The 16,285-nt window shown below is 62.3% G+C and carries 14 protein-coding genes; 2 read left to right on the forward strand and 12 right to left on the reverse strand.

Translation table 11 applies throughout. The features are described from left to right. Positions 1–8: 8 nt before the first annotated feature. From JHL16_RS13800 to JHL16_RS13810, 3 genes are read right to left on the reverse strand one after another with little or no spacing between them, the layout of a single operon-like run. Positions 9–1,190, reverse strand: a complete 1,182-nt coding sequence (locus tag JHL16_RS13800; protein WP_200185418.1) for an ABC transporter substrate-binding protein — start codon at positions 1,188–1,190, stop codon at positions 9–11. A 38-nt stretch (positions 1,191–1,228) separates the two neighbouring features. After that, complete coding sequence (locus tag JHL16_RS13805) at positions 1,229–3,004, reverse strand: hydantoinase B/oxoprolinase family protein (protein WP_348647211.1); 1,776 nt, start codon at positions 3,002–3,004, stop codon at positions 1,229–1,231. Next, on the reverse strand, positions 3,001–5,076 hold the full coding sequence (locus tag JHL16_RS13810) for a hydantoinase/oxoprolinase family protein (RefSeq protein ID WP_200185419.1): 2,076 nt from the start codon (positions 5,074–5,076) through the stop codon (positions 3,001–3,003). The genes JHL16_RS13805 and JHL16_RS13810 overlap by 4 nt, the downstream gene beginning before the upstream one ends. A gap of 186 nt (positions 5,077–5,262) precedes the next feature. Between JHL16_RS13810 and JHL16_RS13815 the strand changes: the two genes are divergently transcribed. Next, positions 5,263–6,003 carry an FCD domain-containing protein gene (locus JHL16_RS13815; RefSeq protein WP_200185420.1) on the forward strand — a complete coding sequence of 247 codons (741 nt, stop codon included), beginning with the start codon at positions 5,263–5,265 and terminating at the stop codon, positions 6,001–6,003. Positions 6,004–6,012: 9 nt separating this feature from the next. Here the strand turns inward: JHL16_RS13815 and JHL16_RS13820 are convergent, their stop codons facing one another. From JHL16_RS13820 to JHL16_RS13845, 6 genes are all read right to left on the reverse strand, one after another. Further along, a complete protein-coding gene (locus tag JHL16_RS13820) occupies positions 6,013–6,783 on the reverse strand; it encodes an SDR family oxidoreductase (RefSeq protein WP_200185421.1) in 771 nt (256 codons plus the stop codon). Positions 6,784–6,786: 3 nt separating this feature from the next. Beyond that, complete coding sequence (locus tag JHL16_RS13825; RefSeq protein WP_200185422.1) at positions 6,787–7,377, reverse strand: gamma carbonic anhydrase family protein; 591 nt, start codon at positions 7,375–7,377, stop codon at positions 6,787–6,789. A gap of 2 nt (positions 7,378–7,379) precedes the next feature. Then, a complete protein-coding gene (locus JHL16_RS13830) occupies positions 7,380–8,270 on the reverse strand; it encodes a beta-keto acid cleavage family enzyme (protein WP_200185423.1) in 891 nt (296 codons plus the stop codon). A 213-nt stretch (positions 8,271–8,483) separates the two neighbouring features. Further along, complete coding sequence (locus JHL16_RS13835; protein ID WP_200185424.1) at positions 8,484–9,209, reverse strand: type 1 glutamine amidotransferase; 726 nt, start codon at positions 9,207–9,209, stop codon at positions 8,484–8,486. Beyond that, on the reverse strand, positions 9,206–9,949 hold the full coding sequence (locus JHL16_RS13840; protein WP_200185425.1) for a ribonuclease T2 family protein: 744 nt from the start codon (positions 9,947–9,949) through the stop codon (positions 9,206–9,208). The genes JHL16_RS13835 and JHL16_RS13840 overlap by 4 nt, the downstream gene beginning before the upstream one ends. A 269-nt stretch (positions 9,950–10,218) precedes the next feature. Continuing rightward, positions 10,219–10,431 (reverse strand): cold-shock protein, encoded by a 213-nt coding sequence (locus tag JHL16_RS13845; RefSeq protein WP_200185426.1) that lies wholly within the window; start codon positions 10,429–10,431, stop codon positions 10,219–10,221. 314 nt (positions 10,432–10,745) lie between these two features. Here JHL16_RS13845 and JHL16_RS13850 point away from each other — a divergent pair, with 314 nt between their 5' ends. Further along, positions 10,746–11,405 carry a DUF922 domain-containing protein gene (locus tag JHL16_RS13850; RefSeq protein ID WP_200185427.1) on the forward strand — a complete coding sequence of 220 codons (660 nt, stop codon included), beginning with the start codon at positions 10,746–10,748 and terminating at the stop codon, positions 11,403–11,405. Between the two features lie 58 nt (positions 11,406–11,463). Here JHL16_RS13850 and JHL16_RS13855 read toward each other — a convergent pair whose 3' ends face one another. The 3 genes from JHL16_RS13855 to JHL16_RS13865 all read right to left on the reverse strand — a co-directional run bounded on the left by JHL16_RS13855 (position 11,464) and on the right by JHL16_RS13865 (position 16,285). Then, on the reverse strand, positions 11,464–12,138 hold the full coding sequence (locus tag JHL16_RS13855) for a L,D-transpeptidase (RefSeq protein ID WP_246770937.1): 675 nt from the start codon (positions 12,136–12,138) through the stop codon (positions 11,464–11,466). A 103-nt stretch (positions 12,139–12,241) separates the two neighbouring features. Then, complete coding sequence (locus JHL16_RS13860) at positions 12,242–13,120, reverse strand: S-methyl-5'-thioadenosine phosphorylase (protein ID WP_200185428.1); 879 nt, start codon at positions 13,118–13,120, stop codon at positions 12,242–12,244. Positions 13,121–13,186: 66 nt separating this feature from the next. Then, positions 13,187–16,285: an efflux RND transporter permease subunit gene (locus tag JHL16_RS13865; protein WP_200185429.1), complete on the reverse strand. Its 3,099-nt coding sequence runs from the start codon at positions 16,283–16,285 to the stop codon at positions 13,187–13,189.

Below are 16,285 nucleotides of genomic sequence, written 5' to 3' on the forward strand. Positions count from 1 at the left end.
GGCGCGGATCAGAATTTGAGCTCGGGGATCACTTCGCTCGAGAAGCGCCCGATCGGCTCATGCTTGCCATTCACGATATTGAAGACGAGCATCGGCCGGTCGAGATTTATGTGGGCTTCCGGCGTGAAGCTTGTTTTCCCGGCAAGGAACGGCTCGTCCTTGAGCTTGTCGAGTTCGGCGCGCACCGCATCCGTGTCGAAAGTGCCGGCCCGCTCCACCGCAAGCGCCCAGGCCTCGATGACGGAGTATCCGGTCAGCGCATGCGACGTCGCCGGCTGCTCGCCGAATTTGGCCGTGAACCTGGTGGTGAAATCGTTGATCTTGGCATCCGGGTCGTTACCGAACGCCGAGCCATAGGCAAGAACGTAGAAATTGCTCAGATCAGGGACCGCACCCAGCCAATAGGCGCCGTCCATCGATTCACCCGCCAGCAAGGGCAGATCGATGCCAGTTGCACGGATCTGGCGAATGAAGGACGCACCGGCACTGCCGGCGCCACAGAACATCACCGCTTCCGGCTGCTTGGGACTGGCCTTCAACCGGCTGATCTGGCCGGCAATGGAGGTATCGTTCAAGCCGTGGAAATTGTCCTTGCCCACAATGCCGGCCTCGCCGGCGAGCTCGATGAAGCGGCGCTCGAAAGACGCGCATAGCGACTTCATATATTCGCCGCTCGTATCCGTCAGCAGATAGGCTGTCTTGAGATTGGCCTGCTTGTACGCGAACTCTGCCAATATCGAACCCTGAGTGAGGGTGGCCGTGGCCAAGGTGTAAGCATTCGGGCCAATGCCCTGAACGCCGAACTTCGGATCCGCCGCGCAGGAGGAGAAGGCAAAGACATTCTGGCTTTGCGCGACGATTGCCGCCGGCGCGCCGAAATCGAAATCACAGGTGACCATGATCACCCGGGCGCCTTTGCCGATGACATCGGTGGCGGCAATGGCACCGACATCGACGTCCGATTTCGTATCGGAGGCCACCGCGATCAGCTTCTTGCCGAGCAGGCCGCCCTTCGTATTGATGTCGTCGATCGCAAGCTGCGCGGCTTTATAAGGGCCATCGTCATAGGGCGCAATGAAGCCTGAAAGCGCCAGAGCAAATCCAACCTTCACATCCTCGTCCGCCAGTGCATAGCCGCCGCCGAGCAGCAATGCCAGCATGGCTGCCTTGATCGCATAGATTTTCTTCATCTGTCGTTCCCTCGTTTGTTTTCTTGATTACTGCCTGTCTACCGCTCGGCGTGACGAAGCCTCACGGTTTCATTGCGATCGAGCGAGCCGTCCTCACTGACAGCCACGCGATAGACGTCGCGCGCCCTTTGTGCCGATATCCACTTTTCGGCGACATCGCGCGCGACCGTCTCCGCCTCGCGTTCCGCCGGATTGCCATAGCCGCCGCCACCGCAGGAGATCGACAGCAGTCTCTCACCCTCATGAATGGTGACTTGGGCGCAGGCATCGAGGCGCTGCAGCGTGCCGTCACGCCTGACGCGGAACTGGTCCGCCTTACCGCCGGCGCCACCGCCGCGCACGCCGCGCGCCGCATTGACGGTGCCGTCGCTCACATAGGCGACCTGCATGTCACATCCGACCGGCCCGAATTCGACCGACATGGACGGCGCGCCGCGAAACCGGCCCGCCCCTTCCGTGTCGGGCACGAGCTTGCGTGAGAAGACGCGCAAGGGTTGGCGCATTTCATCGAGCTCGACGCTGTCCAGATTGCACATGCCGGCACCACCGACATGCCCGATGACCAGCCAGGCATCGGAGCGCGGTGCCGCGGCACCACCGGTCTCACCGAGAAAGATGTGATTGACGAATTCCTTCCCGGCCGGATCCACGCCGGAAATGACCCCACCCGCCGGCGCGATGACGGCGCCACATTCGGCCATGCCTGCCCCATTGGCGATCTCCGCGATCGCGGCCTGGACGGCATTGGCAACCCGGTCGGCGACATTTGTGGTCGCGACGGAAGTGGATGTGGGATGCCGAGGAATGCCGACCACGCAATTCTCGCGCAGTTTGACATCAATGCGCCGGCAGGATCCGGCATTCTTGGGAACCCGGTGATCGATGGAATTGAATATGCCGACCATGGCGGCGGTACGCGCGCAGGCTTCCGATAGATTGAGGCCGCAGGGCAGGCAGTCCGGATTGCGGGTGAGATCGACGGCGATGCGCGCTTCCCTTGGATTGAGGGAAACATCGACGGTGACCGGGATACCCTCCTCCGGCGCGCCCGGAAAGCGATCATGGGTGCTGGTCCGGGTCATCCGGCCACCCGGCATCGCGGTGACGGCTTCCACCATGCGCTTCTCCGAATAGTCGAGCCAGGTGGCGCTGAAGTTCTCCAGCGTATCCCAACCGACTTCTTCCGCCAGCACCATGATCTCTCTCTCGCCGATGCGCGCCGACGCCACCATGGCCAGGAAATCTCCCCACCATTGATCGGGCACTCTGATCCGCATCCGGCACATGCGGACGAAGTCCTGATCCGTTTCGTAATTCTCCTGCACTTTCACGGATGGGAAGATCAGTGCGCCTTCCTCGTAAACATCCCTGGCGGCGCCGTGATATGTGGTCGCGATCGAATTGCCGATATCGGCCTGATGGGCCTTCGCCAGTACGGTGAAGCGATGGGTACCCTCATGGTCCATGACGGGCACCAGAAGCGTATGATCGGCGGCATGGCTGCACCCGTGATAGGGTGAGTTGTTGAGAAAGGCATCGCCGCGTTTGAGCACCGGACTATGCTCTTTCATCGCCCGCGCCATGATGTCGGGCCCGGCGAGCACATGGATCGGCAGGCCTTCATTGGCGACGAGGAGCTCGGCGCCGGCGGTAACGATGCAGCAGGAGAAGTCGCGGGCGATATTGATGACACCGGATCGTGCGGTTCTGAGCAGCGTATTCGCCATCTTGCGCGTAACGCCTTCGAGGCGATGGGCAAGGATGGCGAGCTGCACGCCGTCCAATCTGGCTTCTTTGTCAATCTGCTGGGTCACTGTGTGGCCCCCATATTTATGGAAAGACTGCCGGACGGTCGCCGGGCAGCCGCCACACCGGGCTCGACGACGACAGTCGTGAAGGGGCTTTCGACGATCAGCGGCCCGGTAACGAATTCATTGACGGCCAGCGCCTCGAAATTGTGGACAGGCACGTCGCACCAGCCCTTCTGCGCGAAGAAGCTGCGCCGGGTCGAGGAGCCAACCTCTTCCTCGTCGGTACGGGCCAAATCTATGCCGCCCGTATCCTTGAACCGGCAATGCACCTGCGCCCGCCAGCCGACGATCTCGATGGGAGACGACGGATCGGAGAAATTGAAGAGTTCCTGATGTGTCTTGTGGAAGTCGTCGATGAACGCGCCAAGATCGGTAGGTGTCAGAATTTTCCCGGACCGCAGCGGGACCTCTATCTCCCAGACCTGGGTCGAATAGCGGGCATCGGCCGTGTAGCTGATCTCCACACTTTCGGCGCCCGCACCGGACGCGGCGGCGAAGGCCTGGCAACGCTCGGCCAATCCGCTGAGCACATCCGAAATGCGATCAAAGTCGAAGCGATCCGTCGCGGCGAAGGCAGCTGCTTGATAATGCGCCTTGAGGCCCGACATCATGGCCCCAGCCGCCGAAAGTGCGGCCCCCACGGCGGGGATCAACAGAGTCCGGCACCCAAGCCGCTTGGCGATCCGCACCGAATTCAAGCCGGCACCGCCACCGCCGCCGATGAGGATGGCATCTTTGGGATCGATTCCCTGATTGACCGTGATCGTATTGATGGCCTGCACCATGTTTTCGGTCACGACCGCGAGTATGGCGTCGGCAGCGGCCTCAACTGAAATGCCAAGCGGTTCCGCCACTCTTTTCCGGATCGCTGCTTCGGCCAGCTTCCTGTCGAGCTTCATTGCTCCACCGAGAAACGAGTCGCCATCGAGGTGACCGAGAACCAGCGAAGCATCGGTGACGGTGGGTTCGACGCCGCCCTTTCCATAGGCGACGGGCCCTGGAACCGAGCCGGCGCTTTGCGGCCCCACATGCAGGAGTCCGCCTGAATCGACCCAGGCGATCGAGCCGCCACCGGCACCTACGCTCTTCACATCGACCCAGGGGAATCCGATCATGGTGCCGCGATGCGGCGCGCCGATCCATGTCTCCCGGATGATGGGGACATGTCCTTTGCGCACCAGGCTGACATCATAGGTGGTGCCGCCGGTATCGGCGACGATCGCCGTCGTCGATCCTTCATCGATGGCTGCGAAGTGACGTCCTGCCATCGGCGCCATGGAAGGCCCGGAATTCACGATATGGATCGGCGCCGTCGCGGCATCCTTGGCATCGATAACACCGCCTTGCGACGTGATCACCAGAACGCGTCCCGGAAATCCCGCTTCCCTGAGGCGCGCCTCGAGATTGGACATGTAGATGCCCATCATCGGCTTGAGCGACGCGTCGATGGCGGCCGACGAGGCGCGGCGGAATTCCCGGATGATCGGGTTGAGCTCATGAGAGAGCGTGACAGGAATACCCGGAAGATGTGTGCCGAGAAGCGTCCCGATGCGTTGTTCATGATACGGATTGACAATCGACCACAACAGACAGACGGCGACGGCTTCGACGCGTTGCCGCTTCAGCGTGACGGCGATGCTCGCGATCTCTTCTTCATCGAGCGGAAGCATCACCGACCCATCCGGCAGCGTCCGTTCGGTGACCTCGAAGGTCAAGGCTCGGGGAATATAGGGTTCTGGATTGGGGTGATCGAAATTGAAAGGATCCGTACGCCCGCCCTCGCGTAGAACGAGCATGTCGCCATGGCCTTTGGTCGCAATGAAAGCGGTCTTCGCCGTCCGGCCTGTGACGATGGCGTTGAGCGCATGTGTCGTTCCGTGGACAAGAAGCCTGCCTTCGGAAAGAAAGGCCGCACGGGTCATTCCATATTCGGCGGCGGCGACTTCTAGAACATTGAGCACGCCGGAGATCGGATCGGCCGGCGTCGTCGAGGACTTGAACATCCGACAAAATCCGGACGCATCCTTGACGACGAGATCGGTAAAGGTGCCGCCTGTATCAATGGCGAACTGCATACACGTCCTCTCTGCTCACTGGTCAGCGGCTGACTGTCATTCCGCTGTTTCTTATTCTGTGATCTCATATTAAGAAACGACTGTCAACTCGCGCGACGGGCTTTTGTTCTGTGATCACACGATTATTGAACTCCGCACCGAATCCCGTAATGTCGATGGACGATGACAAGGCAGGCAAAGAAAACTGTGAAACGGAAGAGCGGCAAGGCCGTGCGCAAGCGCCGGCCCGGAGCCGGGCGCCCCAAGGCCAGCGCACCGGATTTGCCGCGGATTACACCGCTCGAAGGCATATCTGCCGAGCGCCAGGTCTATGAGGCGTTGCGTTATTCACTGATGAGCGGCGGCGTCCTGCCGAACGCCGGACTGACCTTGCGCTCGCTTTCCGAGGCGATGGGTGTAAGCCTTACGCCGGTCCGCGAAGCGCTCAAGCGACTTGAAGCGGATGGCGCGCTGGTGAGCCGGAGCAAGAGCGCCTTCTTCGTCTACGCGCCCGACAAGTCCGACTTCGCTCAAATCACCGATATCCGCCTCAAGCTCGAAGGCCACGCCATTCGCTGCGCGGCGCTCAAGGCGCGCGAGAGGGATCTGGACAGCCTTCGCCGCATCAACGACCAATACCGCACCGAGCTGAGCAGAGATAAGATTTCCACCGTCGATACCTTGCAGGTGAATTTTCGTTTCCACTTCGAGGTCTACACGCTTTCAGGATCGCCTATCCTCACCCAGATGATCGAAACCTTGTGGCTTCGCATCGGTCCCACCTTGCAGCGCGACTGGCCAGCCGACAGCGACATCAGCACCACGATATTTCACGATCAGATGCTCGATGCGCTCGCCCATAACGACCCCGATGCGGCGGAGGCGGCATTGCACAACGACCTTACAGCCGCCTATCGCGAGATATTGCCGTTCCTGCGCGATACTTGACCGCCATTCTTACCTTTCATATTCGGCGTTGCCGCACACGCCGATATGCTGACCCGACACGTGGCGTCCGCCTGACGAGCACAGGAACATCATCACCTCCGCGATCTCCTCCGGCTCTATCTGCGTGCGCATGGAGATGAATTGCAGCTCCTCCGCCATCAGCACCTTCGGCTCGACTCCGAGTTCCTTGGCCTTGCGCTCGAGAATGGAGTTGGCGCGGGCATTGTTGATCCATCCGGGGAGAATGGTGTTCACACGGATATTGAACGGACCGAGCTCACGCGCCAGGGTTTCCGTCAGGCCGAGGACGCCGACTTTCGAGACCGCATAGGGCAGCCGGTGCGGCAGCCCGGTGCGGGCACTTGTCGAGGATACGTTGAGAATGGTCCCTCCTCCGGCCTGCTTCAGCAGCGGGATGGCCTTGCGGACGCAATAGAAGAAGCCCGACAGATTGACGGCGATCGTGCGGTCCCATTCCTCCGGCGCCACGTCCTCGGCCGCCGCCGCGGGTCCAGCGATTCCGACATTGTTGATGAGGACATCGAGTCCACCCAGCGCCGCCGAGGCCTCTTCGAAAAGCTGGTCGACAGCATCGGCGCGGCCACAGTCGCAGACGCTGGCGGAGATCTTCTCCGGGCCTGCCGCCAGCGCCTTGACGGCGCGCGCATCGATATCGGCGATATGGACATAGGCGCCGGCCCTGGCGAAACAGGTCGCGATGGATGCGCCGGCACCGCCCGCGGCGCCGGTAATGAGAACGCGAAGCCCCCGCAGATTCATATGTCATTTCTCCTTGATAGCTGAATGATAGGTTGGCGCCGCACGGCGAAAATGGCCGGACCGGTAGCGTTGCGCCTGGTTGCGGTAGTGCTGTGCGCCCGCCCGCAGCTCCGCAGCCGCGGCCGATGAAAGTTCGCGGACCTTTCGCGCCGGACAACCGAGCCACAGGCTTTGCGGATCCACTTGCGTGCCGGGCGCGACAACGGCGCCGGCTCCGATCAGCGCTCCCACGCCAATGGTGGCGTTATCGAGCACGATCGCGCCCATGCCGATGAGGGCGTTTGCCCCGATGGCGCAGCCATGCACGATCGCGCCATGGCCGATGGTGACGTCATCGGCGATGCTGACGAGGCCACCCTCATCGCCATGGATGATGACGCCATCCTGGATATTCGTCCCACTTCCGATCCTGATCGGGCAGATATCGCCGCGCAAAACTGCGCCGAACCATATACTCGCACCTTCGCCGATCTCGACATCACCGATGATCACGGCGGTCGGGGCCAGAAAGGCCGTGGCCGAGATCACCGGAGCAGCTTCGCCATAGAGATAGGCTGCCGCGGAGAGCGGCTCGTCCTCGCGCGCGCTTTGCATGTCTAGCGCTTTCTCAGACCCAGTATCTCGCGCGCCTCATCGGGTGTCGCCACCTCGAAGCCGAGGCTCTCGATAATCGTCCGCGCCCGCGCAACCAGTTGCCCGTTGGTCGCGAAGACACCGCGCTTGAGATAGAGATTGTCCTCAAGCCCGACGCGCACATTACCGCCGAGAAGTACCGACTGGGCCACCATCGGCATCTGCATCCGGGCAATACCGAAAGCGGCCCAGTTGGCTCCTGCGGGCAGAAGGTTGCGCATGTAGATCATCGTCTCAGGCGTGGCCGGCAGGCCCCAATTGGTCCCCATGACGATCTGATACATCGGCGGCAGATCGAATAGGCCGTCGGCAAGCATGCGATTGGCCAGCAGAATGTCCCCCGGCGCGAAGACCTCGATCTCGGGCTTGACGCCGAGCTCCTGGAAGCGCCGCGCCATCTTGCGCAATGTCGCCTGGGTGTTCAGATAGACATACTCGACCTCGCCGTCCGTCTGGTTCTGCGTGCAGACGTCGAGCGAGCACATTTCCGGCAGAATCATTTCGATGTGGCGCACGCGCGCCTCGGCCGAGGCGATCTCCGATCCCGGACCGGCACGGCCCTCATCCTCTGGGTCGGGAAAGAACAGGCCACCGCCGCCGCAGGTGACATTCATCACCGCCTTGACGCCGTTGTCGCGCACCAGCGTCGCCATTTCGAGGAAGAGATCGGGGTCGCTGCTGCCCTCGCCGGTGACCGGATTGCGGACATGGAGGTGAACTGCTGACGCCCCGGCCTCTTCGGCCTCGCGTGCAGAATCGGCGATCTGCTTTGGCGTGATGGGAAAATTCGGATGAGCGCGGTTGAAGTTGGTTTCGCCGACGACGGCGCAGGTGAGGACTACTTTACGGGTCATTTGTCGCAATCTTCCGGGTCTGAATTATTATGTGATCGCAGATAAAATGCACACCGCAAGAGCGTCTGTCAATCTGTGATCACATAATAAAAAAAACCGCGGCCGATAGATCGTGCCGACGCCAAGAAAGCAAAGAGGCCGGAAACTCCGATGAGATCGGAGCCGGCCTCTAAATCAGGACTTTCGAGATAATGCGGGCGCGACGCCCTCGGTTCAGCGCACGAGCCCCGAAGCGCGCTTGAAATTGTCGTAGATGCGCCGCGTCATGGCGCCCATCTGCGGCATCAGCGGATAGGCTTCCGCCGTCACCTTGCCATAGGCGCCCGGCCCCAGCTCGCGCTCGAGGGCGCCGACATAATTCGGCAAGGACTCCCAGCTCGCCACCGACTGCGGCGAGAACTCGGCATGGAACTGCATGCCGATCGCGTGATTGTCGATGGCGATTGCCTGCACCTTGGCACGCGGCGACGAGGCGAGCACCGTCGCCTCCTTGGGCGGCACCTTCACTTCGGCATGATGCCACTGCATCACCTTGTGGCTGCCTGAGAGCCCGGCGAACAGCGGATGACCCTCGGCCGCGCCATTGACCTTGACCTCATGCACGCCGACTTCGCCCTCTTGCGCCAGGGCCACTTCGCCGCCCAGTGCATTCGCCAGCAGCTGATGGCCGAGGCACAGGCCGATATAGGGTTTGCCGCGGTCCGCCACCCATTCGCGGATCGCCTGCTTTTCGCCCGTGAGCCAGGGATTCTCCTCGGTCTCCCAGACATCCATGGCGCCGCCCAGCACGAACATCAGGTCGTAGCCTTCGAGAGACGGGATCGCCTGGCCCTCCCACAATCTGACCGCATGCGGCGTGATGCCGTCTTCGACGAAATAGTCGAGGAAACGCCCCGGCGTGTCATGATTCATATGCTGGAAGATCAGCGCCTTCTTCATCGATTACCCCCGCGTACCGGCGGCAGCACCAGCTTCTCCGCCCGGCATTGCCGTCTTTCATTCACACCGCAGGATTGTAGCCTGCCGTCCTTGTCGAAACATATGCGCAATTCGGAGAGCCGTGCCGCGCCTCGCGAATTGCCGCACTGGATGGACAGCATGTCGCTGGTGAGGTCGCGGTTGGTCTTGACGAAATCGCTGATGAGCTGAGCCGGCGTGGTGACGACGGCCTCCTGCGGCCTCAGATAGCGCGCCGGAATACGGATCTTGCCGAACAGGTTGCGCGTCAGCTCGAAATAGGCGCGCATCCGCAAGCCCGAGCAAGCGCCATGTTTCTTCCATTCATGAATGATGAGCCGCTTCGACGGCATGATGTCGAGCATCGCCTCGATAATATCGTCCGGCACCCATTTCTCGCGCAACACGCAATCCTGCGGCCAGCCCTGTTCATATTGCGGCCACAGCCCATGTACGACAAAGGCATAGGGGCGGCCGAAGCCGCATTGCTGGCGATCGTCCCGCCCCGCCTCGGAGGCGCAATAGGTCGGCGACCAGGACAGCGTCAGCGCGTAATAGTCGAATTGCCCTGGAACGGGGCCGCGCGCCTGTGCGGTTTGCGTTAACGCGAAACTGGCGAGAGCGAGGAGGCCGGCCAGGACAGCGGCCGCGAGATGGCGGCGAGGACGGCGGGTCGGGGTGAGTATTGGGCTTCTGGGCATGTGTCGGCGATTGTCTGCCATGTCGGCACATTCTGGTTCATCTGGCATTGCGAGAGCTTACCCCGGATGCAGACCATCTGTCCCAGCGCAAAAACCTCCCCATTGGCACGGCAAGTACAGCTATGCGCTAGTGCCTGCCCGGCCATGCCCGTCATCCCGGCGAGCGCCAGGACGACCATCAAGAGATAAGCGCGACCTACCCCATGGGATCGACATTAGCACAGTCTCGGCTGGCGCGGAAATCGCTTGTTTGCCCCCCGGGCCGGGCGGGTCCGAGGGGCCGGTAACCGTCAGAGCAGCTGCAGCTCGACCGCCTGGGGGCCGCGGCCGCGCTTGTCCGGCTGGACCTCGAAGCTGATTTTCATACCTTCGTTCAGCTCCGGAATGCCGGAGCGCTGGACGGCGGTGACATGCACGAACACGTCCTTGCCACCACCTTCCGGCGACACGAATCCATAACCCTTGGCCTGATTGAAAAATTTTATAGTGCCATTCTGGCGCATGCGGGGATTGCTCCTTGTCCCGTTTCCTCAACTGCCTGCCTGCGAAATGTGGACTTCCGCTTACAGGAAAGGCACAGCTCGTCAAAACAGCGGGAAAGGCGGTAGCTGACGCATGCCCCATGCGCCGAGTTCAGTCTTCACCGGGTTCGAATGCTTTGCCCGACCGGACGTGCGTTTCTGCAGTCCGGCGCGGGAATATGACGCAACGCCGGTTTCTCGGCAAGGCTCAAATGGCGGCAACCAAACCTTCGTCTTAGACCTTGCCGGACCCGCGGCCCTGCCCTAACTTTCCGTCTCAACTTCGCGAGGCATCGATGCGGGCAACCAAGGGGATGGCAATCGGGGCGGCGATTTTGCTGTCGGGGCTGGGTATGAATGCGGCCGAAGCGGCGCCGGCCTTCACCACGAAATACGTATACTACAAGGTTTCAGGCGACACCGCCGCGGGCGTCTATGTATCGATGCTCAAGCGCGGCCCGCATGTCAAAGGCGAGAAGGCCTATGCGGCGACGTCGGCCGAATCATCGCAGCGCGGCAAGCTCGAGCTGACGAAGAGCTGCCGCATCGTCGATTATCAGTATCGCATCGACTTCACCATTCGACTGCCGAAGCTCACCGACGAGGCCGGGCTCTCGTCCAGTGCCCGTGATCGCTGGCAGCAATTCTCGAACTTCCTGCGCAAGCACGAGGAAACCCATCGCACCATATGGATGGGTTGCGCCAATGAGATCGAGACCCGGGTGCGCGCGTTGCGCGGCCGCACCTGCGACGAGGTCGACAGAAAGGCGCAGGCCATTCGCGACCAGGTGCAGAATGCCTGCAACCGCAAGCATGCCGCCTTCGACGCGGCGGAGCAGAAGAAGCTCTCCAAGCATCCCTTCGTGAAAATGGTGCTGGCGCCGATCTACAAGCCGATCAAGACCGTCAAGCTCGCCGCCAAGAAGCGCAAGAAGTCGGCGGCGCTCTTCAACTGAGAATCAAAAACGCCAGTCCCAAGAACTGGCGTTTGAATTTCTGAGAACGCTGCGGCGATTATTGCGCCGCGACTTCGTCTTCCTCGAACATCTGCTGCGGATCGGAAGGAAGCACGGTGACGCGTGTGCCGATCGGCGTCATGCGATAGAGCTCGACCACATCCTGGTTCAGCATGCGGATGCAGCCCGACGACATCGCCTTGCCGATCGATTTCGGCGCATTGGTGCCGTGGATGCGGAACAGCGTGTCCTTGCCGCTCTGGTAGAGATAGAGCGCCCGCGCGCCCAGCGGATTGTCGGGACCGCCCGGCTGCCCATTCGCCCATTTCGCCGCATTGGGATCGCGCGCCACCATCTCGGCCGGCGGGTTCCATTTTGGCCACATCTGCTTGGCGCCGACCTCGGCCTCACCCGACCATGAGAAACCATCACGCCCGACACCGACGCCATAGCGGATCGCCTGCTGGCCAAGCAGGATCTTGAACAGATGCTTCGTCTTCGTGTCGACGACGATGGTTCCCGGCCACTCATGCCCGAGATACTCAACCGTCTGCCGGCGGAACTGTTCCGGGATCTTGCGCAGATCGACTTGTGGGATGGGGAACGGATCGACCGTCCCGTCTGTGGTGTCCATCGTCTCCTGCGCCAAGCCGGTGCGGGCACCGATCACCAGACCGGCTCCGGCAAGCGTGACGCTGCCGAGAAATGAACGTCGTGTAAGTTGCTGGACCAAAATTGACCCTCCGTCCGCGATTCCTATCGCGCCGTTAACGCGCGGGCGTCCCGGAAGTTCACTTAAGCCGGCAAATCACCCTGAGTTGGGCTGTCCGATGGCTTTATTGGGGCCGGTTCAGCACGCGTCCGGCCACCGCATCGAGCTTCTTGAGCAAGGCCGGATCGCGCTGATCCGGCTGCGTCATGATGGCGAAGTCGAGCGCCGTGTCGGAACCCACCCGGCAGCGCGGATGCTCGCGCGGGAAATCGCGCGCCAGCCGCGTCACGAATTTGCGGGCATTCTCACTATTGCCCTTCAGCACCTTGATGATCGACGTGATGTCGACCTCGCCATGATGCGGGTGCCATGAATCGTAATCCGTCACCATCGCCACCGTGCAATAACTGAGCTCCGCCTCGCGCGCGAGCTTGGCCTCGGGCATGTTGGTCATGCCGATGACGCTGCAGCCCCAGGACCGGTAGAGATGCGATTCCGCCAGCGTCGAGAATTGCGGCCCCTCCATCACCAAGTACGTGCCGCCGCGCGCATAGGGAATGTCCTCCACCTTGAGCGCCGCCTCAGCCAGATCCTGCAAGGTCGGCGAGATCGGGTAGGCGAGCGACACATGCGCCACGCAGCCGGTGCCGAAGAAACTTTTCTCGCGCGCAAAGGTGCGGTCGATGAACTGGTCGATCAGCACGAACCGCCCCGGTTCGAACTCCTCGCGGAACGACCCGCAGGCCGACAGCGACACCACATCGGTGACCCCTGTCCGCTTCAATATGTCGATATTGGCGCGATAGTTGATGGTGGTCGGCGAGAAGCGGTGACCGCGGCCATGCCGTGGCAGGAAGACGACCGGCAGGCCGCCGATCTCGCCGCGCCGGACCTGATCGGAGGGTTCGCCCCAGGGCGAAGCGATCGTTTCCCAGCGGGCATTGTCCATCTCGATATCGTAAACACCCGATCCGCCGATAATGCCCAGCACCGATTTGGCCATGAAAGTCCCCTCTTCACCACTGCCATGGGGCACTAGCAGACCGCTGCGGGACCAGGCAAGTTATCCTCACTCCGCCGGCTGGGCGGATGACGCCGTCGGCTGTCCACCCCGCCACAGTCTGGTCTTGAGCCTTTCGAGCGCCAGAAACACCACGGGTGTGATGTAGAGGGTCAGCAATTGCGACAGGACGAGACCGCCGGCGATCGCGACACCGAGCGGCCGGCGCAGCTCCGAACCGGCGCCGAAGCCGAGCGCGATCGGCAGCGCGCCGAGGATGGCGGCGAAGGTAGTCATCATGATCGGCCGGAAACGCCGGAGACAGGCCTCGCGGATCGCTTCATAGGCGGGCGCGCCCGCCTGCTGCCGCTTCAGCGCAAAATCGATCATCATGATGCCGTTCTTCTTGACGATGCCGATCAGCATCACGATGCCGATGACGGCGATCACCGACAGATCCATGCCGGCGAGCCACAGCGCCACCAGGGCGCCGATGCCGGCGGACGGCAGTCCGGACAAAATGGTGAGCGGATGGATATAGCTCTCATAGAGAATGCCGAGGATGATGTAGATCACCAGAGCCGCGATCAGCAGCAGGAAGCCCTGCCCCGCCAGCCCGTCGACGAAGACCTGCGCCGTACCGGCGAAATTGGCCGAGACCGAGCTCGGCAGATGCGCCGCCGCGGTCTCCTGGTCCACCGCTTCGACGGCGGCGCCGAGCGACACATTGGGCGCCAGATTGAAGGAGATCGTGACCGCCGGCTGCTGGGCTTGGTGATTGATCGACAAAGGTCCGGCCTCCCGCCGGGTCACCGTCACCTGGTCGAGGGGAATGGCGGTGCCGTTCGCCGACTTCACCGAGATCAGCGACAGCACGTTGGGATCGTTCTGCAGCTCCGGTGCCACTTCGAGGATCACCGGATAGTCGTTGGAGGGCATATAGAGCGTGGCCACCTGCGCCACGCCGAAGGAATTGTAGAGCGTCGAGCGGATGTCATCGACATTCACGCCGAGCGCCGCGGCGCGGTCGCGGTCGATATCGACGATGAGCTCGGGGTTGCTGAGTTCGAGATCGGTCGTCACGTCGCGCAGTTCGGGGCGCTTCTTCAGGCGCTCGACGAGCCCCGGCACCTGCGCGATCAATGTGTTGAGATCGGCGCTCTGCAATGTGTATTGGATATCGGCCTTGGCCGACCGTCCGCCAATCTGGATATTCTGCACCGCCTGATAATAGGCGTCGATGCCGGGAACGACCGCCGTTTCACGCCTGAGCCGGCGAGCCACGTCCTGCGCCGCATCGCGCTGATCCTGGGGCTTGAGCGCGATGAAGAGGCGCGCCGTGTTCGCGCCATTGCCGCCCCCGCCCGTCGTCGAAAGCACATAGGCGACCGCCTTGTCCTGGCGCACGATGGCGCTCACCTGCTGGGTCTTCGCGGCGAGCGCCTCGAAGCCGATATCGGGCAAGGCTTGGATCGTCGCATTCAGATAGCCGGTATCCTCGGTCGGAAAGAAGCCCTTGGGCATCACGATATAGAGCCAGACCGAGAGGCCGAGCGTCGCCAGGGTGACGAGCAGCATCACACCTTGGAAACGCAAAGCGATATCGAGCGTGCCGCGATAAAACCGCTCCATCCATCCGAACACCGTGTCGGAGACGATCGCCACCAGGCTCTTGCGTTTGCCCTCCTCCTCGGCCTTGAGAAGCCTGGCACAGAGCATCGGCGTGAGTGTCAGGGACACGAAACCCGACACCAGGATCGCCACCGATATGGTCACTGCGAATTCGTTGAACAGGCGCCCGACCACGCCGCCCATGAACAGGACGGGGATGAACACCGCCACCAGCGACACGGTCATCGACAGGATTGTGAAGCCGATCTCACCGGCGCCTTCGAGCGCGGCGGCGAAAGGCTTCTGGCCCGCCTCGATATGGCGCACGATATTCTCCAGCATCACGATGGCGTCATCGACCACGAAGCCGGTCGAGAGCGTGATGGCGAGCAGCGACATGTTGTCGATCGAGAAGCCGAGCACCGCCATTACCGCGCAGGAGGCGATCAGCGACACCGGCAGTGCCAGGACCGGGATCAGCGTGGCGCGCACCGATTTGAGAAAGGCGAAGATCACCAGGATCACCAGCGCCGCCGCCAGCATCAGGGTGAATTCGACGTCGGACACCGCATTGCGGATCGAGATCGACCGGTCATTGGTGACGTCGAGCTTGATCGCGGCCGGCATCTGGCTGCGATAGGAGGCGAGATGCGCCTTCACCTGGTCGACCACGTCGATCGTATTGGCGTCGGGCTGGCGGAAGATCGCGAGCACGACCGCCCGCTGGTCGTTGTACCAGCTCGCCGTCTGCTCGTTCTGGGCGCCGTCGCGCACCACCGCGACATCGCCGAGCCGCACCGGTTTGCCGTCCCGCCACGCGACCACCAGGGGCTGATAGTCCGACGCCTTGATGAGCTGCGAAGGCGCGTTGATGGTGAGGTTGCGGTTCTGGCCCGAGAGGCCGCCGACCGGAACATAGGAGTCGGCGGCGGCAACGGCCGAGGCGATATCCGCCATGCTGAGATCGCGGCTTGCCGCGAGCCGCGGATCGGCCTCGATCCTGACGGCCCGCTTCTGCTGGCCGAAGACCGAAACCTGCGCCACGCCGAGGATCTGCGAAAGCTGCGGCACCAGCACATCTTCGGCATATTCATCGACATCGGTGAGCGGCATCGTGCTCGAGGCGAGCGCCAGCAGCAGCACCGGCTGGTCGGCCGGGTTGACCTTCCTGAAGCTGGGCGGCGTCGTCATCTGCGGCGGCAGCCGCCGTTCGGCGATGCTGAGCGCCGACTGCACATCGAGGGAGGCCCCATCGATATTCCGGTTGAGATCGAACTGCAGCACGATGGTGGTCGAGCCCTGCATCGAGGTCGACGTCATCGAGGTGACGCCGGGAATCGTCGAGAATTGCTGTTCCAGGGGCTCCGCGACCGAGGACGCCATCGATTCAGGGCTGGCGCCCGGCAGTGAGGCGCTGACCTGGATGGTCGGGAAGTCGATGCGTGGCAGCGCGGCCACCGGCAGCTGACGGAAGCCCGCGATACCAAGCACGACGAGCGACAGCATGAGCAGCACCGTCATCACCGGCCGTCTGATGCAGAGCTCGGAGAGCCGCAT

The organism is Taklimakanibacter albus (assembly GCF_016595235.1).
GTDB classification, from domain to species: domain Bacteria; phylum Pseudomonadota; class Alphaproteobacteria; order Rhizobiales; family Aestuariivirgaceae; genus Taklimakanibacter; species Taklimakanibacter albus.